This window comes from Okibacterium endophyticum, assembly GCF_054780075.1.
Window position 1 is genome coordinate 345937 of the sequence record NZ_BAAGXA010000004.1, and the last position, 22021, is coordinate 367957.

20 protein-coding genes are annotated in these 22021 nt (G+C 63.9%); 10 read left to right on the plus strand and 10 right to left on the minus strand.

Features of this window, described 5'->3' with window-relative positions; genetic code table 11:
• Positions 1–89: 89 nt before the first annotated feature.
• Positions 90–1055, minus strand: a complete 966-nt coding sequence (locus tag ACYVF5_RS03965) for a cation transporter (protein ID WP_460943558.1) — start codon at positions 1053–1055, stop codon at positions 90–92.
• Positions 1052–1531 (minus strand): transporter substrate-binding domain-containing protein, encoded by a 480-nt coding sequence (locus ACYVF5_RS03970; protein ID WP_460943560.1) that lies wholly within the window; start codon positions 1529–1531, stop codon positions 1052–1054. The genes ACYVF5_RS03965 and ACYVF5_RS03970 overlap by 4 nt, the downstream gene beginning before the upstream one ends.
• A 158-nt stretch (positions 1532–1689) precedes the next feature.
• Here ACYVF5_RS03970 and ACYVF5_RS03975 point away from each other — a divergent pair, with 158 nt between their 5' ends.
• The 3 genes from ACYVF5_RS03975 to ACYVF5_RS03985 all read left to right on the plus strand — a co-directional run bounded on the left by ACYVF5_RS03975 (position 1690) and on the right by ACYVF5_RS03985 (position 4780).
• Positions 1690–2664, plus strand: a complete 975-nt coding sequence (locus tag ACYVF5_RS03975) for an SDR family oxidoreductase (protein WP_460943562.1) — start codon at positions 1690–1692, stop codon at positions 2662–2664.
• A gap of 69 nt (positions 2665–2733) precedes the next feature.
• Positions 2734–3732 (plus strand): hypothetical protein, encoded by a 999-nt coding sequence (locus ACYVF5_RS03980; protein ID WP_460943564.1) that lies wholly within the window; start codon positions 2734–2736, stop codon positions 3730–3732.
• A gap of 82 nt (positions 3733–3814) precedes the next feature.
• A complete protein-coding gene (locus ACYVF5_RS03985; RefSeq protein WP_460943566.1) occupies positions 3815–4780 on the plus strand; it encodes a DNA topoisomerase IB in 966 nt (321 codons plus the stop codon).
• 74 nt (positions 4781–4854) lie between these two features.
• Here ACYVF5_RS03985 and ACYVF5_RS03990 read toward each other — a convergent pair whose 3' ends face one another.
• Positions 4855–6150, minus strand: a complete 1296-nt coding sequence (locus tag ACYVF5_RS03990) for a UDP-glucose dehydrogenase family protein (RefSeq protein ID WP_460943568.1) — start codon at positions 6148–6150, stop codon at positions 4855–4857.
• 113 nt (positions 6151–6263) lie between these two features.
• Positions 6264–6806: a copper resistance protein CopC gene (locus ACYVF5_RS03995; protein WP_460943570.1), complete on the minus strand. Its 543-nt coding sequence runs from the start codon at positions 6804–6806 to the stop codon at positions 6264–6266.
• A gap of 517 nt (positions 6807–7323) precedes the next feature.
• On the opposite strand from ACYVF5_RS03995, the gene ACYVF5_RS04000 reads away from it, so the two are divergent.
• Positions 7324–8604 carry a glycosyltransferase gene (locus ACYVF5_RS04000; protein WP_460943572.1) on the plus strand — a complete coding sequence of 427 codons (1281 nt, stop codon included), beginning with the start codon at positions 7324–7326 and terminating at the stop codon, positions 8602–8604.
• Positions 8601–9392 carry a PIG-L deacetylase family protein gene (locus tag ACYVF5_RS04005; RefSeq protein ID WP_460943574.1) on the plus strand — a complete coding sequence of 264 codons (792 nt, stop codon included), beginning with the start codon at positions 8601–8603 and terminating at the stop codon, positions 9390–9392. The genes ACYVF5_RS04000 and ACYVF5_RS04005 overlap by 4 nt, the downstream gene beginning before the upstream one ends.
• A 66-nt stretch (positions 9393–9458) precedes the next feature.
• Here the strand turns inward: ACYVF5_RS04005 and ACYVF5_RS04010 are convergent, their stop codons facing one another.
• Both ACYVF5_RS04010 and lpdA read right to left on the minus strand, forming a co-directional pair.
• The gene (locus ACYVF5_RS04010; RefSeq protein ID WP_460943576.1) at positions 9459–9599 is read right to left on the minus strand and encodes a hypothetical protein; all 141 of its coding nucleotides are present in this window, start codon (positions 9597–9599) and stop codon (positions 9459–9461) included.
• 159 nt (positions 9600–9758) lie between these two features.
• Positions 9759–11159 (minus strand): dihydrolipoyl dehydrogenase, encoded by a 1401-nt coding sequence (lpdA, locus tag ACYVF5_RS04015; protein ID WP_460943578.1) that lies wholly within the window; start codon positions 11157–11159, stop codon positions 9759–9761.
• A 617-nt stretch (positions 11160–11776) separates the two neighbouring features.
• Between lpdA and ACYVF5_RS04020 the strand changes: the two genes are divergently transcribed.
• From ACYVF5_RS04020 to ehuA, 4 genes are read left to right on the plus strand one after another with little or no spacing between them, the layout of a single operon-like run.
• A complete protein-coding gene (locus ACYVF5_RS04020; protein ID WP_460943579.1) occupies positions 11777–12676 on the plus strand; it encodes a transporter substrate-binding domain-containing protein in 900 nt (299 codons plus the stop codon).
• 8 nt (positions 12677–12684) lie between these two features.
• Positions 12685–13416, plus strand: coding sequence for an ectoine/hydroxyectoine ABC transporter permease subunit EhuC (ehuC, locus tag ACYVF5_RS04025; RefSeq protein WP_460943581.1), 732 nt, complete (start codon positions 12685–12687; stop codon positions 13414–13416).
• The gene (gene ehuD, locus ACYVF5_RS04030) at positions 13413–14069 is read left to right on the plus strand and encodes an ectoine/hydroxyectoine ABC transporter permease subunit EhuD (protein WP_460943583.1); all 657 of its coding nucleotides are present in this window, start codon (positions 13413–13415) and stop codon (positions 14067–14069) included. Before ehuC ends, ehuD begins: the two co-directional genes overlap by 4 nt.
• Positions 14053–14871: an ectoine/hydroxyectoine ABC transporter ATP-binding protein EhuA gene (ehuA, locus tag ACYVF5_RS04035; protein ID WP_460943585.1), complete on the plus strand. Its 819-nt coding sequence runs from the start codon at positions 14053–14055 to the stop codon at positions 14869–14871. Before ehuD ends, ehuA begins: the two co-directional genes overlap by 17 nt.
• Before the next feature lie 290 nt (positions 14872–15161).
• On the opposite strand, the gene ACYVF5_RS04040 is transcribed toward ehuA, so the two are convergent.
• The 4 genes from ACYVF5_RS04040 to ACYVF5_RS04055 form a co-directional block, all read right to left on the minus strand.
• Complete coding sequence (locus ACYVF5_RS04040; RefSeq protein ID WP_460943587.1) at positions 15162–15578, minus strand: hypothetical protein; 417 nt, start codon at positions 15576–15578, stop codon at positions 15162–15164.
• A 243-nt stretch (positions 15579–15821) separates the two neighbouring features.
• Complete coding sequence (locus ACYVF5_RS04045; RefSeq protein WP_460943589.1) at positions 15822–18212, minus strand: Ig-like domain repeat protein; 2391 nt, start codon at positions 18210–18212, stop codon at positions 15822–15824.
• 244 nt (positions 18213–18456) lie between these two features.
• Entirely contained in the window at positions 18457–18810 is a 354-nt protein-coding gene (locus ACYVF5_RS04050) for a hypothetical protein (RefSeq protein ID WP_460943591.1), read from the minus strand.
• Between the two features lie 406 nt (positions 18811–19216).
• Positions 19217–21025 (minus strand): DUF4012 domain-containing protein, encoded by a 1809-nt coding sequence (locus ACYVF5_RS04055; protein WP_460943593.1) that lies wholly within the window; start codon positions 21023–21025, stop codon positions 19217–19219.
• Between the two features lie 34 nt (positions 21026–21059).
• On the opposite strand from ACYVF5_RS04055, the gene ACYVF5_RS04060 reads away from it, so the two are divergent.
• Positions 21060–21665, plus strand: a complete 606-nt coding sequence (locus ACYVF5_RS04060) for a YdcF family protein (protein WP_460943595.1) — start codon at positions 21060–21062, stop codon at positions 21663–21665.
• Positions 21666–22021: the final 356 nt, after the last annotated feature.

Consider the following 22021-nt stretch of genomic DNA (forward strand, 5'->3'; position numbering starts at 1 on the left):
CACCATCACGCGCATCATCGGTGAATCGGCCCGGAGTGGGCTCGTGGCCGCTCTCGGCTCGCCTCGGGCCCATCGGCTGGAACGCCCCGCTACCCTGCCCCCGAGAACTCCGACGGCAATCGCCTGACCGGCACGATCACCACGTCCTGCACCTTCCAGTCGATGCGCGAGCATCCGGCCCGGGCTTCTTCGAGCTGCTCGAGCGACACCTTTCGCCGCCTCGGCACAACGAATGCCTCGATGTGGAACACCTGGCCTTCGTCTCGCACACGCGACCGCACCGCGAGAACCCAGTCGAGCTCACGCAGGTAGTCGTCCACCTCGCGGCTGACCGGGTGCGGTTCGCTGTCGTCGAAGGTGGTGGCGCGCTTGTCCATCAGATCGAGCACCGCGTCCTTGGTGTTCTTCACACCGTCCCATGTGATGCTCGCGGCGATGAACAGGGCCGCAGCGGAGTCTGCCCACCACAGGCCGAGGCCGATCCCGCCGACGCCCACTATCGAACCGACGTTGGTCATCCAGTCCGCTTTGTTCATGGCGGCGTCGGCATAGAGCACCTTGTTGTGCAGGGTTCTGGCGAGCTTCATCTTGAGATGCCCGAACACCACAGGCGGGGCGGCAATCGACGCCATCACACCCATCATGATCCAGCCGAGCCAGATGACGTTGCCGAAGAGCTCGATCGTGCCGATGCTCGGGTGCTCCCCCGTCAGAAGCCCACTGCCCGCATCGATCATGAGCGACCCGCCGACGATCACGAGTGCCACACCCGCAACGAGGTGGCCGACGCCCGTCGCGCGATGCATCCCATACGGATGCTTCGGCGTCGGTGAGCGGCCGATCACGCGTACGGCGAGCAGAAAGGCGAACTGCGGGATCACGGACAGGATGTCTTCGACCCACGCCGTCTTCATGGCCTGCGAGTTGCCGAGCACTGTGGCGACGAGAGCCACTGTGCACGCGGTGAACCCGATGCTGATCCATTCGAGCCGGATGGCCCTGCGGAGGGCCTCTGCCTGCTCGTTCGGCACATCCATGCGGTAGACGGTTCTCATAGGCCGCCATGCTCTGAGAGATAACGCTCGAGTTCGACGAGAAACGCATTCTCGCCCATCTGAACGAGCATCACGAGTTTGTGCGCCTCGCCGCTCTCGTCTCGCACGCTCGCATAGGCGCGGGTCACGCCGACGCGATCCGACCACGGCGTTGTATCGGTGAATCCCCCGACCACCAGGTCAAGCGCTCTGTCCTCCAGCTGGCGAACGAGCTCCGCCTCCGTGCCGGCCGTCCACTCGATCTCTGCGTCGATGCTGTCGGCGAACCCCTCCACGAGCTCGACCTCAGAGCCGCTGTACCCCTCGTCTTCGGCGATCGTCTGTTCACCGTTCGGCGAGATACCCACCTGAAGAGTGCCGCCGGCGACCCGCTCAAGCGTGCCGTTGGGGTCCGTCGGGATGCTCGTGCCGCACCCGGCGAGCGCCAGCACTCCGGCGACCGCGCAGACCGTGAGCGGACTCGGCCGTCGTCTCATGACTTCACCGTATGCGGGTTCTCGTGCCTCGAACACCCTGCGCCCCATGCCGGCGGACGGCAGCATCCGTCACGGCCGATGTCAAGGCGTTGTCGTGCGATGCATGTGCGATTTGGATGGACGCCAACCGCACTGAACACATGTCACGAAGGAGAACGATGAAAATCAAGGATTCCGTTGTCGTCGTCACCGGAGCCGCGAGCGGCATCGGTCGCGCCACGGCGATCCGTTTCGCGCGCCTCGGCGCCACGGTGGTTGCCGCTGCGCGCGACGCAGAAGCACTCGACTCCCTCGCGCGAGAGTGCACGCGCCGCGGTGAGGCGGTGCTCGCAATGCCGACAGACGTGACAGACGCGGGCGCCGTGCAAGCACTCGCCGAACGAACGGTCGCCCATTTCGGGCGCATCGACGTGTGGGTGAACTGCGCATCCGTCGCCGTATACGGCAGCTTTCTCAAGGTTCCGCTCGCTGACTTCCGTCGTGTGCTCGACGTGAACGTCATGGGCTATGTTTACGGAGCACGCGCCGCCCTGCGCGTGATGCGTGCCCAGAACAGGGGCGCCATCGTGAACGTCGGCTCCATCATCGGCGAGGTTCCCCAGCCATACAACACGGCGTACTCCGTGGCGAAGGCCGGCGTCAAGGCACTCGGCGTGTGCCTGCGCTCGGAACTGCTTCTCGAGGGCCAGCGCGGTGTGAGCATCTCGACGGTCAATCCTCCGACGGTCGACACTCCCCTCTTCGATCACGTGGCCAACTATTCGGGCCGGCGTGTGCGGGCGATGCCTCCCGTCTACGGCACGGAACCGATCGTACGAGCGATCGTGTCCGTCGTGCGCAAGCCGAAGCGAGAGGTCTACGTCGGTGTCATCGGTTCGGGCTTCGCCCGAATGCACCGTGTCCGCCCTGCCCTGATCGAAGACACGATGGCTGTGCTCGCGCACACACGGCAGCTGTCGCCGACTGTGCGAGCCGACGACAGCACGGGCAACCTGTACTCCCCCGCCGATGTTCCGAGACGCGACTCCGTGACCGGTGGGTGGGGCGGGCACGCCAAGACGGCACAACGCATGGTTCTCTGCGTCGGTGTGCTCACGGCCGGCATCGTGATCGCCAGACGCAACCGGCACTGACCTCGATCGACACGACTGCCGACGGCTCTCCGCTGCCGCGGGCGACGCGTACCGTGGCACACTGGCGGTATGCCGCCCTCAGACGCTCTGCTGACCGTGGCCGACGAGCTCTACGCGCTCCAGCCGTCGGCATTCGTCACCACACGGAACGAGCGCGCTGCCGACGCGAAGAACGACGGTGACACGGAACTCGCCGCCCGCATTCGCCGGCTGGCCAAGCCGACGGCATCCGCCTGGGCCGTCAACATGCTCGTGCGCCATAGAGCAGATGAGATGAACGAGCTGTTCGAACTGGGATCCGCGCTGAGGGCCGCGCAAGAGAAACTCGACCGCGACGAGCTCAAACGCCTGGGCGCTGAACGTCACGACATCGTCGCGCGGCTCACTGAGACCGCTCGATCGCTCGCCGCTGAGCTGGATCAGAAGATCAGCGACACCGCCGCACGCGAGGCGCACCAGACTCTGCAGGCTGCGGTCGTCGATGCCGGAGCCGAACTCGCCGTGCGCACCGGACGCCTGCTCGAACCACTCGCGGCTACCGGGCTCGAGCCCGTGGACGCATCGGATGCCGTCGGTGCCCCGCCACCCGAGCTTGCCGCACAGGAGGGCTCGCCTTCGGCCTCGGCGAAGCGATCTGCACCACGTGCGGTCTCGCAGAAGAAGCGGGGCACAAAGAAGAACACCGACATCCAGTCCCGTGAGCAGAAGACCGCCAGGAAGAGCACGAACCACAACACGGCGGCTGAACGGGAAGGCCGAGAGACAGCCGAGTTCGACAGGGCACGGGCCAGGAGAGACGCCCGGAATGCCGAACGCGAGGCATCGGAGGCACAGGCCGCCGTCGACGAGATCGACGAACGTCTCGACGAACTCGACCGGGAGCACACAGACCTCACCGACGAGCTTGCGACCCTCACCGAACGCCTGCGCGAGGTCAGGAACACGGTCATGCGACTCGAGCGTGACATTCGCCGGCGGCAGCGCGACCGGGAACGCGCCGCCAGGGCGCTGACCTCGGCAGAACGCGCCGCCGAACAGGCACGGGCGCGTGTCGAGGAGTTGTTGTGACGACAACCCCCTTGCCTGGACTCCCACGGCGGGGTTTGATCGCGAGTATCCGGCGAACAGCAGGTGGTCACAGGGAGGCTGAATGAGGCTCAGGCGCATCGACTCGTCGGGCAGAGGATACACACGGCATCGCGCCGGAGCCGGATTCACCTATCGCGACCCGCACGGCAACACGGTCACCGACCCCGAGCTTCGAGCACGGTTCGACTCCCTCGCGATCCCGCCGGCGTGGCGCGACGTCTGGATCGCACCATACCCGAACGGCCACATCCAGGCGACGGGCGTCGACGACGCCGGCCGCCGGCAGTACATCTATCACCCGTCGTGGCGTGAACAGAAAGACCGGGTCAAATACGACCGCGCGCTCCGACTCGCAGAATCGCTTCCCACCGCGCGTGGGCTCGTCACCCGCGACCTGCGCTCAGACGGGCCGACGCGTGAGCGCGCGCTCGCTGCCGCGTTCAGGATGCTCGACACCGGCTCCCTGCGCATCGGCAGCGAACGCTATGCGAAGGAACACGGCAGCATCGGGCTGTGCACTCTGCTGTGCGCCCACGCCACAACGCACGGTGACCGGGTGTCGCTGGCTTTTCCGGCCAAGAGCAAACATGCGTGGTCGAGTGAGATCGAAGACGACGACCTGGCGAGAGTGGTTCGCGCGCTCAAGCGCCGCGGGCCGAACGCCCGCCTGCTGGCCTGGCGTGACGGCCGCGAGTGGCGCCCGCTGACGCCGCAAGAGATCAACGAGTACGTTCGCCTGCGGGCGGGCGCCGACTTCACGGCAAAGGACTTCCGCACACTGCACGGCACCCTCGCGGCCGCCGTCAGTCTCGCCAGGGCGGGAACGGCATCCACCCAACGCCAGCGGAAGGCCGTGATCGCGCAGGCGATGAGAGATGCCGCAGACGTGCTGGGCAACACACCCTCGATTGCGCGGGCGTCGTATGTCGACCCTCGGCTGCTCGATCACTACCGCTCGGGCGAGACGATCGATCCGCAGCGGCTTCACGCCGCGGAGTCCGAGCTCAGGGCGCTGCTCTATCGCTGAGGCTCAGGCCGGCGGCGAGACAAAAAAGCGGCTGGGGCTCGGGGCGCTACCGCGCCGTCCCGCTGCCGATCGCACTAGCGTCGGCCGAGCCCGTAATAGGTCCAGCCCGCTGCGCGCCAGGCCACGACGTCGAGGCAGTTGCGGCCGTCGATGACGATCGGCTGTGCCACCGCAGAGGCGACAGCTGCGGGGTCGAGCTGCTTGTACTCTTTCCACTCGGTCACGATGACAACCGCGTCGGCACCGGCGAGTGCCTCGTCTGTGGTGCCGAACGACAACTGCGGATGCTTCGCGCGCGAGTTCGCGATCGCCTCTGGATCTGACGCCATCACCTCGGCACCGAGGCCGTGCAGCCGCACGGCCACGTCGAGTGCCGGCGAGTCGCGGATGTCGTCGCTGTTCGGCTTGAACGCAAGCCCGAGCACAGCGATCTTCTTCTGATACACGGATCCGCCGAGCGCCTGGACGACGAGTTCGACGACCCGGTCGCGGCGACGCAGGTTGATCGCGTCGACCTCTTTCAAGAAGGCGACGGATTCGCCCCTGCCCAGCTCTTCTGCACGCGCCGTGAACGCACGGATGTCTTTGGGCAGGCATCCGCCGCCGAAACCGACGCCCGCGTTCAAGAACCGGCGTCCGATGCGGGAGTCGTAGCCGATGGCATCCGCGAGCTGGGTCACATCGGCGCCGGTGACCTCGGCGATTTCGGCCATGGCGTTGATGAACGAGATCTTGGTGGCGAGAAACGCGTTGGCAGCGACCTTGACCAGCTCAGCTGTGGCATAGTCCGTGACGACGAGGGGAGTGTCAGCGGCGATCGCCTCTGCATAGACCTCGTTGAGGACCTCGGTGGCTCGTCCGCCCTCTCTGACCCCGTAGACGAAGCGGTCGGGCGAGATCGTGTCCTGCACCGCATACCCCTCGCGCAGGAACTCAGGGTTCCAGGCCAGTTCGGCCTTCACGTCTGCGACCAGCTCGCCGAGGCGGGCCGCCGTGCCGACGGGCACTGTCGACTTGCCCACGACCAGGTCACCAGGCGCGAGGTGCGGCAGAAGCGAGGTGACGGCCGCGTTGACATAGGTGAGGTCTGCGCCGTTCTGGTTCAGCAGCTGCGGGGTGCCGACCGCGATGAAGTGCACGGATGCCCCGGCGACGTCTGCCATGTTCGTGCTGAACCGCAGGCGACCGCTCTCGATCGACTCGACAAGAAGTTCGGGGAGCCCTGGTTCGAAGATCGGGGAGTGCCCAGCAGAGAGCGAGTCGACCTTGGCCTGATCGACGTCGATTCCGATGACGTCGTGCCCGAGTTTCGCCATGGATGCGGCATGGACGGCACCGAGGTACCCGCAGCCGATAACCGAGATCTTCATCTGTTACATCCTCACACACAGAGCGAGGGCCCCGAACCGTAGCTCGGGACCCTCGTCTTTGACCGTCGAATTGTCTTCACCGAACAGTGTTCGGACCTACAACGCGATGAGGCTTAGTTCTGTGCCTCGCGCTGACGTCGGACAACAGTCATCGTCGCGATGAGCGCAGCACCGAGAAGGAGCGCGCCTCCGCCGGCCCAGAGGCCGAGCATCGACAGGTCGGAACCGGTGTCTGGAAGTCCGCCACCGCCGCCGCTACCGCCACCGGCTGCGCTGACCGTGAGCGGGATCGATCCGACGATCGGCTCTCCGTTGGGGCCGACGCCTGAGAACTCGACTGTGTAGGTGCCGCGTGCGTCTGTGGGAAGAGTGACAGCGGCCGAGACGGTACCGCTCGCGTCTGCGGTCTTCGTGACCGAGTCGGTAGCCGCCTTGAAGACAGCGATGGTGACGGCACCGTAGCCGCTGACCGTGAACGAGACCGGCGATCCAGGCGCGAAGGTGTCTTCGATGGTCACCACGACGGTGCCACCGGGAACGACGGAACCCGAAACGGTGACGTCCTCGTCGTCTGGTACATAGGCGTTTGCAGCGACCGGCACAGTGAATACTGCGACCAGCGCAAGCAAAACGCCTGCAAGTGCTTTCTTTGCCATGAGCGAATAACCCCCGAAATTAATCCTGCATTGGATGACAAATCGCCACCCTTGGCTTTTCCGGCAAATTGCCGGGCAACCTCTACAATATGCCCGGGTCAGAGGGGTCTGTCAATCATTGTCTTTCGGCCTGATTCCGACTAGGCGCCTGGGCGCTCCACGCGGATGTCACCGCCGTCGGGACCTTCCAGCCGACGGACGCACAGGTCAACCTGGCACTCTTGCCAGGAGCCAACTCGACGAAAGTCCGGCTGACCTGGTATTCCCTGTCGAAGGCTGCACGGTGGGTTTTCGCGCACCGCCACAGACCACTCAGTTGGCCGTATGCCGCGAGACGCCATACCCGTTGATCTCGGTCTTCAGATCTCCCGCAATGAATCCGAATATTACACCAGCCGCCGAGGTGCCGACGTCGTTTGTGGGCTTCTGCGCCTCGTGGCGGCCGGAGCGTCGAGCGGTGCGAGCTCCGGCACCCGCTGCTGCGGGTTGAGACCACGGGCAGGTTAAGATCGCAGACGTGCCCTCCCCCGTCCCGCTTTCTGCTGTTGCGCCTTCGCGGCGACTGCGCATCGCCCTCGTCTCGATGCACACGTCGCCCGGGACAGACCCAGGGGCGGGAGACGCGGGAGGCATGAACGTTGTGGTGCGCCATCAGGCAGAGGCACTCGGAGCACGCGGTCACCTGGTCGACATCCTCACCCGCCGCAGCTCACCAGAGCAGCCGGCCGAATCGCTGCTGGCGCCCGGCGTCACCCTGCGAGTCCTCGATGCCGGTCCCGCACGCACCATCACCAAGAGCGAACACGATGAGCTGATCGACGAGTTCGGCGCGCAGGTGCGCGCCACGGCCACCGCAGAACCGCTCTGGGACGTCATCCACTCACACCACTGGTTCTCTGGCATGGCGTCTCTCGCCGTCGCGCGCGAGATCGGGGTGCCTCATGTGCAGAGCTTCCACAGCATCGCCGCAGACGCATCCACTCCCCTCTCCTACGGAGAACGCGCCGAATCTCCCGCCCGTTTAGCCGGTGAGCTCAAGCTCGCCGCCGAATCGGACCTCGTTGTCACGATCAGCACTGCAGAGGCCGAGACCGTCGTCGACCGGCTCCGCGCGGGGCCCGAGCGGGTGCGCACCGTGCCGCCGGGCGTCGATTCAGAGTTGTTCCATCCGGAAGCCCCAGGAATGGCGCACACACAGCCCTATGCGCTGGCAGCGGGCCGAGTGCATCCGCTCAAGGGGTTCGACCTGGCGATCGAGACGATTGCCGCGATGCCCGAGCGGCTCCGCCCAGAACTGCGGATCGCCGGACAGGCCTCTTCAGACATGCAGCCCTATCGCAACGAGCTCGCCCGCCTCGCCGACTCACTCGGCGTCGGCGACCTCGTTCGCTTCATCGGGCCGCAGTCCCGGCCCGAGCTGGCCGCCCTTATGCGCCGGGCGCGGGTCGTGCTGATCCCGTCGCACTCAGAGACATACGGGCTCGTCTCGCTCGAGGCGGCGGCGAGCGGTGTTCCCGTGGTGGCAGCGACGGCCGGTGGGCTGCGCAAGGCCGTTGTGAACGACGTCACGGGCGTGCTTCTCGAGTCTCGCGCTCCCGACGCGTGGGTAGATGCCGTCACGCGCATCCTCACAGACACCGCATACGCCGAGCGACTGTCTGCTGCGGCCCGCGAGCGCGCTGAGGGCTACACCTGGAGTCGCTCTGCGGCGGCTCTCGTCGAGGTGTATCGCACGCTCATCGATGACCATGCCACGGCAGAGCCCGGACGGCGACGTGCACCGGCGAGCGACGTATGAGCATGCTCGACGGGCACCGCACTGTGCTCTTTGTGCACGCCCACCCGGATGACGAGGCGATCAGCACGGGCGCCCTGATCGCCGACCTGGCCTCTCGCGGCGTCGACGTGCTGCTGCTCACCGCCTCACGCGGTGAACGCGGAGAGGTCGTCGACGGACCGCTCGCGCACCTCTTCGACACCCCGGAGCTCGCCGAACACCGCCAGAACGAGCTGCGGTGCGCCGCGCGGACACTCGGCGTGAGTCGATCGTTTCTGCTCGGCGAGCGGCCCGCTCGTGCAGCAGGAAGGGCGGACAGGCGTTATCGCGACTCGGGGATGTCCTGGGCGGCGCCCGGCGTGCCAGGCCCGGCGGCAGACGTCCACGATGACGCCCTGTCGATCGCCCCGCTCGATGAGGTCGCCGCGGACATCGCCGCGCTGATCCACAGTGAACGCCCGACGCTCGTCATCAGCTATGACGACGAAGGCGGCTACGGGCATCCCGACCATGTCTGCGCCCACCGTGCGACGGTCGCCGCGTGCCGTGCCGTCAATGAGAGGGCCGATGGTGGACGATACTCCGATGCCGCCGTCGATGTCGCCGAGATCGTTCACTCGCCGGGACCGGGCGTCGAGTGGTTCGATCTCGACGAGCATCGACCTGTTGTGGCGGATGCCCTTCGGTGCCACGCATCCCAGCTCACCGTTGTCGACGATGGCGCGGGCGGCGGAGTGCGCATCGTTCACTCCGGCGGCCAGTCCGAGAGCGTTTCCAGCTCGGCTGGCCTGCGCCTGCTCCCGCGCTGACGGCGGCGCGTCGCGCGCCACTCCTGCTCGGCACAGCGACTGCTGAGCACCACCGCTGCTGCGTGATCAGCGCTCAGTGCGGATGGCGACAGGCGCCCAGCCCTCGGGAACCTGCTCCAGCGCCGCCGCTTTCGCCGTGACGTAGTCCTCGCCGTCTGTCTCGATGTCGCGTGTCTCGGTAGGACGAATCGTGAGCACAACCTTCATACGTCAAGAGTACGACCCCGCCTCGCCGCCACTCGCACCAGGCACCCGCCAGGCGTTCCGGGATCCCCGCCACTCCCGTGCGTGTCCCCCGTTTCGCGCGGGAGTTCTTCTCACACCCACGCGCAACGCCGACTCCCGCAACGGGTGTCGTGCACGGAATCAGAAGTTGATCATGTGGCCGGTGAGGCCGTGGAACCCCTCTTGCAGCGCTTCGCTCAGGGTCGGATGCGTGTGCACGTTCCGGGCGAGCTCGGTGGCCGTGAGGTCCCACTTCTGGGCGAGCGTCAGTTCTGGCAGCAGCTCAGAAACGTCGGGCCCGATCATGTGGGCGCCAAGCAGCTCACCGTACTCGCTGTCGGCGACGAGCTTCACGAAACCGGTCGGGTCGCCGAGGCCGTGGGCCTTGCCGTTCGCCTGGAACGGGAACGACACGACCTTCACGTCGTAGCCTTCGTCTTTCGCCTGCTGCTCGGTGAGTCCGAACGACGCGACCTGCGGCTGGCAGAACGTCGCGCGCGGCATCATCCGGTAGTCGCCGAGGGGCTGTGTCTCTGCTCCCGCGATGGTCTCTGCGGCCACAACACCCTGAGCCTCTGCGACGTGCGCGAGCTGCAGCTTGGCGGTGACATCCCCGATCGCATAAATGTGGGGCACATTGGTCCGCATGACCTCGTCGATGGCGATCGCGCCACGTTCAGTGAGGTCGACGCCCGTCTTGTCGAGGCCGAATCCCTCGACGCGAGGGGCGAACCCGATCGACATCAGCACCTTGTCTGCATCGATCGACCCGGATGACCCGTCCTTCGCGGTGTAGGTCACGGTCACAGACGAGCCCTTGTCGTCAACCGATTCGACTTTGGTCGACGTGAGGATGTCGATGCCCAGCTTCTTGTACTGCTTCGTGATCTCTTTCGAGACATCCGCATCTTCATTCGGCAGCGCGCGGTCGAGGAACTCGATGATCGTCACGTCGACGCCGTAGTTCTTGAGAACGTAGGCGAACTCCATGCCGATCGCGCCGGCACCAACGATGACCATCGACCCGGGCAGGTCGCGTGTCATGATCTGCGACTCATAGGTGACGACGTTCTCGCTCAGCTCGACGCCGGGCAGCAGTCTCACGGTCGACCCTGTCGCGATGATGGCGTTGTCGAAGGTGACCGTCTCGGTGCCACCCGTGCTCAGGGCGACCTCGACGGTGTTCGCGTCTGTGAACGACCCGTGCCCGTCGAACTCGGTGATCTTGTTCTTCTTCATCAAGAAGTGCACACCCTTGACACGCCCGTCTGCGACCTGTCGGCTGCGATCGAAGGCGACTCCGAAGTCGAACGAGACGTCGCCGGACATTCCGAACATGTCGGCCTGGTGTGTGAAGATGTGTGCCAGCTCGGCGTTGCGCAGAAGTGCCTTCGACGGGATACACCCCACGTTCAGGCACACACCACCCCAATACTGTCTCTCGATGATCGCCACGCTCTTGCCCATCTGGGCGGCGCGGATGGCGGCGACGTATCCGCCCGGTCCGGCACCGAGTACAACAACATCGACGTGTGCAGCCATGGGGGCAGCCTCCCGAGGGTAGTCAAGCAGGGTCAGGTCAGGCAGCGCGAATGCGGCGCTCTCTCTATTCTGCCCCTGTCGAGGCCGGAGGGCCCCCGTCGGTTCACAATCACTGTCGTCTATCGGGGGGCTGGGCCCGAGTGCGGCCTCACCGATCACTCGTTCCGCCGCGATGACCGCGCCGTGCATCTCACCTGCCAGGGGTCGCATTCGGCGTCGTAGTCCATTCGTTATCAAACTGTGAGACTCGGCAAACAGGTGCCGTGGGCTTCACCTCTGTTCTCGCGTGTGATCCTGCGGATTTCGGCCTCCGGGGCTCTCCGTTGCCAGCAGGCGGCGACCAGAGGTCGCGGGCGCCAATCACGCCGCAGAGCCGCGTCGACGCCTGGCACGAGGGTTGCACCCGGTCAACGGTGATTTCCGTTCATTGACCCGCCCTGTTGAGAGCACCCGTTCGTCACCTTCTCACCGACGTCTCACCGACGCAGAGACAATTTGTGCCGCCCATGGGCCTCACCTAACCTAAAGGACTCACATGACCATTTCGGGTCGGGTCGGCTGGGCTGCGCGACAGCGCGGGTTAGGTGGTTCGCCCTGTACACGACCGAAAGAGGACCATGAAGACACCATCATCGATGAGATCGTGGATCGGCCTTGCCGCCACGGGCACACTCGCTGTCGGCTTGCTCACAGGCTGTGCGGCGGGCGACGACGACGGGGGCGACGGCGCAGGCAGCACCCTCGAGCAGCTCCAGGAATCGGGCACCGTCACCGTCGCGATCGCCGACGAGCGTCCGTACTCCTGGAAGGAGGGCGACGAGGCCAAAGGCGCCACGATCGCCATGCACAAAGAGATCTTCGGCAACCTCGGCATCGACGACGTCGAGGTCGTCCAGGTCGACTGGAACTCGCTGATCCCCGGGCTCAACGCCGGGCGCTTCGACGTCATCAGCGCCGGGATGTCGATCCTCCCCGAGCGCTGTGAACAGGCTGCATTCAGCGACCCCGAGATCATGTACACCACGGCGCTGATGGTGCAGGAAGGCAACCCCAAGGGGCTGACCGACCTCGATTCCGTCGTTGCAGCCGGCGACGTCGACCTCGCCGTGCTCGCCGGTGGCATCGAGGCCGGCTACGCCGAGTCGCTCGGTCTCGAGGCGCAGACCGTGCCAGACGCACAGACCGGCATGGACACCGTTGCGAACGGCCGTGCGGATGCCTTTGCGATGACGGCGATCTCGCTCAACTGGATGGCAGACAACAACCCTGACGCAGGTGTTGAGGTGACCGACGCGTTCGTGCAGGTCATCGACGGCGTCGAGCAGATCGGCGCCGGAGCCACCGTCTTCCGCCAGGAAGACACGGCACTGCTCGAGGCATACAACGAGGAACTCGGAAAGATCACCGCTGACGTGGACACGTATCTCGGCCTCGTCGGTGAGTACGGCTTCACCGAAGAGAACCTCCCGCCCGAAAACCTCACCACCGAGCAGCTCTGTGCGGGTGAACTCGAATAGACGACTCGATGTCTAGCAATTTCGAACAGCTGGGCGCATCGCTGCCGCTGATCCTCGAAGGTCTCTGGATCACACTCCAACTGACCGTCGGCGGCGCGATCCTCGCCATGGCTCTCGCGGTGGCGCTCGGGCTGCTCGCGCGCCAGGAGAACATCCTGGTGCGCGGCACAGCCCGGGCGTTCATCGAGTTCTTCCGCGGCACGTCGCTTGTCGTCCAGCTCTTCTGGTTCTTCTTCGTGATGCCCCAGCTCGGAGTCGATCTGCCGGCGATGTTCGTCGGCATTCTCGCGCTGGGACTCAACTACGGGGCATATGGCGCCGAAGTGGTTCGCGGGTCGATCAACTCCGTGCCCACCGGTCAGTGGGAGGCCACAACTGCTCTCAGTCTGTCGAAGGCGCAGAGGATGCGGCGGATCATCTTTCCGCAGGCGTGGGCCCTGATGATCCCGTCGTTGTCCAACCTGCTCATTCACCTGCTCAAGGGAACCGCCATCGTCAGCTTCATCACGATGACCGACCTCACCTTCCGCATCGATCAGCTGCGGCTCGAAACCGACACGTTCTTCGCCTACACCGTCGGGCTCATCGCCTATTTCGTGATCGCCTACCTGTTGACCCTGGCCATGAACGCTCTCGAGGTGCGGGCGAAGCACCGGCTCGGCCGGGGCGAGTCCCTGCGTGAAGCCCTGAGCCTTCGTTCGCCGGACACGGGCCTGGAGAAGGTCGAGGAGAAAGCGTGAACGATCAGTTCTGGAGCTGGGAGCTGGCCTGGGAAGCTCTTCCGACGCTTCTGCAGGGCTTCTTCACGGTCACGCTTCTCGTGACCGTCGTGAGCACGGCGATCGCCGCCGTGCTCGGACTGATCATCGCCATTCTCCGTCGATCGGCTCCGCGTCCCATCAGCGCCATCGTCAAGTTCATCGTGGACTTCATCCGCATGACACCGATAGTCGTGCAACTGCTCTTCGCCTACTACGCGTTCCTCGACGTGAGCCCTCTGACCATCGGAATCATCGTCTTCGGCATCCACTACTCGACGTATATGGCCGAGGTGTACCGCGCCGGCATCGAGGCGGTTCCGGCAGGACAGTGGGAGGCGACGACAGCCCTGTCGATGTCGAGAAGCCGCACCTGGATCGCCGTGATCATTCCGCAGGCCCTGCGGGCGACGATCCCGGCACTCGGCAACTATGCCATCTCGATGTTCAAGGACACCCCGTTCCTGCTCTCGATAGGCGTCGTCGAAATGGTGCAGGCCGGCCTCGTCTTCGGAGGCAACCACTTCAAGTACATCGAATCGATCACCCTCGCCGGAATCATCTTCCTGCTCGCGAGTTACCCGACCTCACTGCTTATCGGAAGATTGGAAAAGCGACTTGCCTACAACTACTGACGCCGTCCCCACGATCGCATTCGTCGACGTCGAGAAACGGTTCGGCGACAACGTTGTGCTCAACGGCCTCAACTTCGAGGTCGCCAAGGGCGACCGTGTCACCCTGATCGGTCCGAGTGGCTCCGGAAAGACGACCATCCTCAGGCTGGTCATGACACTTGAAGAGGCGACAGACGGTTACATCTATATCGATGGTGAGCCGCTCACCCATGAAGAGCGAGACGGCAAGCGCGTCGAGCTCAAAGAAAAGCACAAGAACCAGATTCGTAAACGGATCGGCATGGTCTTCCAGCAGTTCAACCTGTTTCCGAACATGACGGTGATCGAGAACATCATCGAAGCCCCTGTGCACGTGCTCGGCATGTCGAAAGACGACGCGATCGCCAAAGGACGAGAACTGCTCGACCAGGTCGGACTCGCCGACAAAGAGAACGCTCACCCGCTTGAACTCTCGGGCGGCCAGCAGCAGCGGGTGGCGATCGCGCGCGCACTGGCGATGGACCCAGAGGTGCTGCTGCTCGACGAGGTGACCTCGGCGCTCGATCCTGAGATCGTGGGCGAGGTGCTCGGCATTCTGCGGAACGTCGCTGAGACGACGGACATCACGATGCTCATCGTCACCCACGAGATGCAGTTCGCTCGCGATGTGTCGAATCGTGTGCTGATGTTCGACGGCGGTCGAATCATCGAAGAGGCATCGCCCGACGTGATGTTCTCGAACCCGACCGAGGAGCGCACGAAGGCGTTCCTGCAGGCCGTGCTCGGTGACGAGCCGCACGCAGACGCCGCATCCGCCGGCTAGCGCTGGTCAAGCCGCCGCGATAGGAAAATTGGACGCCTCGCCCCCTTGGGACGAGTCCAGAAACGATCTACGATCGAACCAGCTAAGGGTCTCCCTCCAGGTCGTCCCTCGTATGAGCACTGCAGCCGTTATTCAAGAACGTTGCACGTCGACGACCTCGGCCCTGGGATGACGGCGTTGAACGGGAGCAGCGCCGTCATCCCCACCGGATGCAAACCCGCCGACCGATGCCCGCCTTGCCTCGATAGAAGCGGTGCCAACCGCCTGATATGGGGCGGGCGCGGTCGAAGCTAACGGGGATCTGTGCCGAACACGTGCCGAGAGATTGCCTGGATGTCGGCATCCATGTGCTCGAGCTTCACCTCGATCAGATCGAACTTGCCGTTCACCTCGGCTCGCATGCCCTCGAACTTCGCATCGAAGGTCGCATCCATCGCCGCGAACCTGGCGTCGATCGACGTGAATCTCGAGTCCATCGCCTCGAACTTTGCCTCGAACTTCGAGTCCATCGCCTCGAACTTCGAGTCCATCGCCTCGAACTTCGAGTCCATCGCCTCGAATCTCGCGTCCATACGGTCACGCAGTCCGCCGATCGCACTCGTCAACGTGCGATTGAAAGTGGTTGTGACAATGCCGAGCATCGCGAAGATCGCTGCGGAGAAAACCGCAATAAGCACCCATACCTGGGGTTCGGTCACTTCGATCACCCTCTCATTCTCGGGCACGAGCGCTATCGATTCTAGGTGGTGCACGTTTCAATCCAGCCAAAGAGAACGACCCTGTGGAAATACACCGGCGCGAGGGCGCTGGTATCGCGTGTCCGTGCCCTCACCACTGCGCAGAAGTCCTGCAGAATCACGACGAGGGGGCACCGGCAGCCCAGAACCCGTGTATCGGGCAGAGTCGGCCGGTATGACGCTCAGACCGAGATTGTCGCTCAGCGATCGTTGCTAGCTGCGGGCACGGCGGCGGCCCATGAGGAGCATCCCGCCGAGCACCATGAGGGCGGGCGCGAGAGCGACGAACCCGTATGCGACCTCGGCGCCTGTCGAGGCGAGTGACGAGTCCTCTGAGGTGCCCGCACCGTCAGAACCCGTTGACGGCGAGTCATCGCCGGTCGTTGGGTCGGGTTCTGCTGAGGCTATGGTGACCGCCATCACCTGCATTTCTCCGCTGGTTTGCCCGACGAATACCAGCTGGTGGCCTCCGGCCTCAAGCTTCGAGAGGTCGACGCCGGTGAGTATGACCTTCCCATCGACGACCGGGAACGTTCCGAGGAACACCGGCGTCGAGAACGCATACACATCAACAAAACTGTCGGTGGTATTTGGCCAGGGAAGCTCGCCAGAGAGGGGCTCGTTCCGGTCGAACGCGTTCAGCGGGTTGTCGGCAGCGCCACCCGACGGGGCGAAGCTCTCGGTGATGGCAGCGACGTCGATGTTGTCCCGCGCGATTCGTTCGTCGAGTTGCTCGGTGTTTGCTGCGGGTGGCGGAGCAGGTGCATTCTTCTGGTTCACGGTGAAGGACAGAGCGGCCGACGTCGACGAACTGAACTGGTGCGGGTCGGAGGGAATGAACTGTGCGGTGAGCGTGTGTGCGCCCAGCGAGAGCAACGAGGTCGAGAACGTGAAAGAACCGCTCGTGGTGGCGTGCTGTGCGATCTCACTCCCGCTATCGAATATCCGTATCGTTCCTGTGGCTGTGTTCGGTCGGACCGTCGCCGTGAGGGTGACCGAGCCGCCCTCGAGTATCGCCCCTGACGGCGAAGCTGACAAGACGATCGTCGTGGATGCCGCCGGAACGATCCGAAGCGTTCCCGGCTCGAAATCACCGGTGGTGACGGGTCGCCCGTCAACGGTCGACGCACGATCAAGCTCGATTTCGCTCTGATCGGAGTTGATCACGCTGATCTCGTTGCCCGCGAACGTGATTATGCCAAGGCGCACCGGTCCTCCGTCAACACCGGTGACGCCATCGTGATCGCCAGGGTCGCCGAACTGTATTCCTTTGGCATTGTCACTCACAGCTGTTGGCCCGGAGAACGTCACGTTCGAGATGCCCACCCCGACCCCCTGCGTGCTCAGTGTGTAGAACGCGATACCCGCCCACTGGTTGTTCGTCACCGAGATACCGTCGAAATGAATGTCGGACGACGATGTAGGAGTATCTTCACTCCACTTGCCGGTCACGGCGATGCCGTTCTTCGCGAAGTTGCGAACCGTGACGTCGGTGAGCGTCAACCCGTGCACGCTGTTGGCGTCGATGCCGGTTGACGTTTGCCCTCCTGCTTCGACACGCGCACTTCCGTCGACGACGATATTCTCGATCGTCACGTTCGATGTGTTGTAGATGTCTATGAGCTTGTTCCGGCCCGCGGCCGGCTGGTTGAAGACCACGGAGCCGGCTTCCCCATTGCCCACCAGGGAGACGGATTTGCGAATACGGATCTCTTCGTCATAGCTGCCTGGATTGAGGTGGACCGTTCCACCCTCGGCGACGGTGTCGATCGCGTTTTGCACCGACTCGCCCGGGCCCACCGTGATATCGCTCGGTGGCGCTTGCGCGAAGCGGTAGTCGACGCCGCCGAACGATGCGTCCCGAACCCAACCCCTGGCATCCGATGTGCCGGATCCGAGCCCCAGACCCACGCCAATGACTGTGTAGTCACTCATCTGAGCGAGATACTCGGTGAGGGTGTTGCCAATCATCGCTCCGGGCTTCGCGTAGGTGCCGATGCGCTGGCTGTTCTTCCACCCGCCGGTCTGACTCGGGCTATCGGCGGCCGTGTCTGCGCTGAGGTCAACGGTCGTCCACGTCGACCGGTCTACGAACGGTTCCCATTTGATCACCGTGTAGCACTGCCCCGGCACTGCGACGCCCTCGTCGAATGCCGGCGTACAGCGGTTCTCTGCAGTGGGTGAGTCCGGACCGTATGCCGGATCGACCGGTGTGTAGAACATCTCGATCTGAAAGTTCACATTGGCGCCGGCATAACTGTATGACGCGTCAGAGAGCAGCGCCGGAAGATCGCTCTGCGGGCGGACACCCGCACCATAGGTCTTGAGTACGCGAACCGATGCGCTGGCACTCGGCACGTCTAAGGCAAGGCTGTCGGTGCCGTTATAGGCGTCGTCGAGCAGAGAGCCGCCCTTGGAAACCTCAGAGAACCACTGCGTTGTCCCCTCTGGTGCACGGATGTCCACGATGTCGGCAGCAGTGATGTTCTGCACCGCGGGCGCGGCAGCGGCAGTCGTGCCTCCGACGACGAGGGCGCTCGCAGCAACGAGAGTAACGACTGCTGCCCTGGCCAGACCGGTTCGAGTGGGAATCAGCTGGAACATTCGGGACCTCTTCCTGACGTTGGGGTCCGGTCTGAGACACGGATGAGGAGACAACGCCTCCCCGAGAATGCACCAGAGAACACCAGATGGCAAGCAATGTAGAACCCCAGTTCGGGGGTCCCGAACATCGAAGAGGCCTTGTTCGTGTTCTCACCTCATCTGGACGTTGTCATCTCGTATGCAAGGTGAGACGGTCCGAAACAGATGAAAACGCGAGATCGATGCTCCAGCTCTGCTCGTGGGGTCAGCGCGGATCTGTGCCGAACACGTGCCGAGAGATCGCCTGGATGTCGGCATCCATATGCTCGAGCTTCACCTCGATCAGATCGAACTTGCCGTTCACCTCGGCTCGCATCCCCTCGAACTTCGCATCGAAGGTCGAGTCCATCGCTTCGAACTTTGCCTCGAACTTCGAGTCCATCGCCTCGAACTTCGAGTCCATCGCCTCGAATCTCGCGTCCATACGGTCACGCAGTCCGCCGATCGCACTCGTCAACGTGCGATTGAAAGTGGTTGTGACAATGCCGAGCATCGCGAAGATCGCTGCGGAGAAAACCGCAATAAGCACCCATACCTGGGGTTCGGTCACTTCGATCACCCTCTCATTCTCGGGCACGAGCACGGCTAATTCTAGAGGCACACGTCTCGGCTTGAGCAAGAAGAACGGCCCCTGTGGAAAACACACTCCGCGAGAAGGACCCCGGCCTGAACACCAACACCAGAAATTTTGGAATCTGTGACCCTACACGCGTCATAATCCGATCGCAATGGCATCTCTCAAGGTGAAGGCGCCTGCGCTCCCCCTTCGCGGGCCAGGCCTTCACCCAACGGCGACGCAGCCCATGTTCTTGAACCCGACAAGAGCATGGGCTGTTGCCGTCTATGCAACGGCCCATGTTCTCGGACCCGAACGGGAACATGGGCCCTCGCATTGCCAGGCTCAGCTGTGCGGCCGGCGAGTCTCGGGCGTGACGACATGGGGCACGCTACGTCGAGGAACTGCGTTACCAGGTCCACGCATCGCAGTTCGGGGTCGCCTCCGCGACCTCGACGGGCCTGACCAGAGGTGTGTGCGTGATCACCGGCTCGCGATCGCCGGACTCGTCGCCAACGAAGCCGAACTCCAGTGTTGTGCTCTCGCCGGGCGCGAGTTCCACGAAGATCCTGCTCACCGAGTACCCGTTGTCGACGGCTGGCCGGTAACCGGCCCCCGCCCCGTCTCGGATCACTCCGATGCCGGTGGATCCCAGGGCGCCATACACGGTGATCATCGTGCGGATGTTCCCCTTCTGCACCCCGAATGTTCCGGGGCCGGTGACCGCGTCGGGCAAGACGTTCGCGGCGTCGGCCGGCGCCGTGTTCGTGAGCGTCAGACCCACCGTATACAGGCCGGTTCCGTCGTCGCGGCATGATGCTTCCCCGACAGACATGCCCGTCTCAAGGTGGTAGTCCATTTTGGCGCCCGTGGCGTCGTTGAGATACAGACCGAACGGCAGATGCTCGTTATCCGGCTCTGGCAGCTCGCCGGCAAGCGTCGTCTCGGCGATAATCCCTTGCTCGGCCTCGTGTGCGCTCCACAACAGGATGCGGTGCTCTTCCCCCGCTTGCACAAGCGATTCGAGGAGTGCGCGTGGCTCGAGATCGCCCGCGGCAACCTTTTCGAACACGGCGGCGGCTGCCGCCGCAAAGAAGGCATCCTGTGCCTCAGCGTCGGGGTAACGAGCATAGACATCACTCAGCAAGAGCTGCACGGCGTTGTCTGCGTTCAGCTCGTCACCGGTCGGCAAGGTGATCGGTCCTGTGGCGCGCAGCAGATAGCTCAGCATCACAGGGTCCACGGCGATCACCCCGTCGACTTCGGCGCCCGATCTCAAGCGCCACATCTCACGAGCGAGCGACGCTGCGACGGGGAACTGCGGTGTGAGGTTGACGTCGGCCATAAACGACCCCGTGATGTCGCCGTAGAGCGCTTGGGTCTCTGGCGGCAACGATAACGGCGGGTCGAGGCGCGGAAAACTGCTCGCTGTTGCCTGCGCCGTCAGGTCGACCCGACCGGCGTCTGTTCCCACGACGGCGAGCGCCCCGGCGATGCCTCCGGTCGCTCTCAGCTCTGCAGAGTTCTGAAACATGAGCAGGTAGCTTCGTGGTCCGTCAGTCCCGAGCATCGCGGGCAGAAGCTCCGCGACTCGATGCAGTGCGCTCACGCTTTCGGATGCATCGCTGACGGCAACGGCCAATTGCTCAACACCGGAACGCACCGGGCCGATGATGTTGTCCGTAGAGATCGCCTGTGTGCGCGCCTGCGCGTCACGCAGGGCATCCGCTGCGAGCGCGACAGGCTCACGGATGCTCGTGAGCACAGTGAGATCGACAGCACCGTCTACCGGTCTCAACGCCGCGATGTCGATCCCGTCCGCCATCGTCGCGAGCGGGCCCACGGCATCGTGGGCAACGTCTCGCGCGACTGCGGATGCTTCGCGGAACGCCGTCAGGTTCGGGCCGCCACCCGGGACGATTTCTGCAACACGCCAGATGGGGTCGCTGGTCAGAGACGCCGCCTCGTCCACGTGCTCGGTGAACGTGTCGCTCAACGAAGCGACCTGCTCGGTGTCGCCGGCGACCACCGCACTCGCGAGTTCGCCGGCGAGTGGGATGGCGGCCTCAAGCGAGCTCTTCGCCATCAGGCCCCGGATTGCGATCCACGCGCCAGCGGCAAGGATCACGACAACCAGACCGAGAACAACCCACAGCCAAATCCGTCGCTTGCGCTTGTTCGCCCGCGGACGATGACGAAGTGCGGCTTCAGACGACATAGGCCTCATTCAACCAGAGAGCGCGGAGAAAACCGTGAACACGGCTGGTGAAGCACCGTACGATGGCGGCATGGGTGATGCGCGGCGACAACATACCAGGCTGCCACCGCACAAACTGTTCATCCGAATCGGGTTCGGACTCGTCGCCACGATCGTCACCTGGATACTCGTCGGCCTGCCGCTTTTCGTATTTCCGCACACAGACGAACCACGCAAGGTGGATGCGATCATCGTGCTCGGTCCGTCGAAGTACGGAATGGAATATGCGGAGAACCTGATGGATCAGGGGCTCTCTGGCAATCTTGTGATCTCAAGCAGTCGAGAAGATGGCGAATACGTGTCTGAAGCGTGCTCAGCTCGACGCCCCTATGCGGTCACCTGTTTTGCCCCCGATCCTGGAACGACTCAGGGTGAGGCGCGTGCCATCGCAGGACTCGCACTAGAAAACGGCTGGACCGAGGTCGCTGTCGTGACGATCGTCACCCACGTGAACCGCGCTCGGCTCATCATCGGCCGGTGCTATACGGGAACGCTGAATGTCTATGCCTACGCCCGCCACCTCAGTCTCGGATATTGGGTGCAACAGTATGTTTATCAGACGGGTGCGTTTGTTAAAGCGCTCGGATGGACAAGTTGCTGATTGATCGAATGCCCCGCTCCTTACAAAGTATCGAGAAGAGGCTGAACAGATCTTTCGATTGGTACATTGATTTCCGCCGTAGCTTTCGCTTAGGCGATGATCTTTTCTCAGCGCTCAACATCACTACTAAGTGGAAAAGGATGCATTGGTGACCAAACGAGTAATGCTCTATTACCCGTTCTTTCCGATATACCGGTTAGCCATTCTTGAGGCACTCGACGCTAGGCCAGGGTCGGATTTTTCGTTCTATGGTGGGACAACTGGCAGAGCGTCCATCAGGAGTCTCACTCGAGAGGATTATGCGAACCTAAATGAAGTTCGGGTCCGGCGGATGGGACCTCTCAGTTGGAACAAGT

What these genes read in the sequence shown, in the direction of transcription:
- ACYVF5_RS03975 (WP_460943562.1), top strand. Translation starts at nt 1,690, where the DNA reads ATGAAAATCAAGGATTCCGTTGTCGTCGTCACCGGAGCCGCGAGCGGC.
- ACYVF5_RS03980 (WP_460943564.1), top strand. Translation starts at nt 2,734, where the DNA reads ATGCCGCCCTCAGACGCTCTGCTGACCGTGGCCGACGAGCTCTACGCG.
- ACYVF5_RS03985 (WP_460943566.1), top strand. Translation starts at nt 3,815, where the DNA reads ATGAGGCTCAGGCGCATCGACTCGTCGGGCAGAGGATACACACGGCAT.
- ACYVF5_RS04010 (WP_460943576.1), bottom strand. Translation starts at nt 9,599, where the DNA reads ATGAAGGTTGTGCTCACGATTCGTCCTACCGAGACACGCGACATCGAG.
- ACYVF5_RS03995 (WP_460943570.1), bottom strand. Translation starts at nt 6,806, where the DNA reads ATGGCAAAGAAAGCACTTGCAGGCGTTTTGCTTGCGCTGGTCGCAGTA.
- ACYVF5_RS04005 (WP_460943574.1), top strand. Translation starts at nt 8,601, where the DNA reads ATGAGCATGCTCGACGGGCACCGCACTGTGCTCTTTGTGCACGCCCAC.
- ACYVF5_RS04020 (WP_460943579.1), top strand. Translation starts at nt 11,777, where the DNA reads ATGAAGACACCATCATCGATGAGATCGTGGATCGGCCTTGCCGCCACG.
- ehuC (WP_460943581.1), top strand. Translation starts at nt 12,685, where the DNA reads ATGTCTAGCAATTTCGAACAGCTGGGCGCATCGCTGCCGCTGATCCTC.
- ACYVF5_RS04045 (WP_460943589.1), bottom strand. Translation starts at nt 18,212, where the DNA reads ATGTTCCAGCTGATTCCCACTCGAACCGGTCTGGCCAGGGCAGCAGTC.
- ACYVF5_RS03990 (WP_460943568.1), bottom strand. Translation starts at nt 6,150, where the DNA reads ATGAAGATCTCGGTTATCGGCTGCGGGTACCTCGGTGCCGTCCATGCC.
- ACYVF5_RS03965 (WP_460943558.1), bottom strand. Translation starts at nt 1,055, where the DNA reads ATGAGAACCGTCTACCGCATGGATGTGCCGAACGAGCAGGCAGAGGCC.
- lpdA (WP_460943578.1), bottom strand. Translation starts at nt 11,159, where the DNA reads ATGGCTGCACACGTCGATGTTGTTGTACTCGGTGCCGGACCGGGCGGA.
- ACYVF5_RS04055 (WP_460943593.1), bottom strand. Translation starts at nt 21,025, where the DNA reads ATGTCGTCTGAAGCCGCACTTCGTCATCGTCCGCGGGCGAACAAGCGC.
- ACYVF5_RS03970 (WP_460943560.1), bottom strand. Translation starts at nt 1,531, where the DNA reads ATGAGACGACGGCCGAGTCCGCTCACGGTCTGCGCGGTCGCCGGAGTG.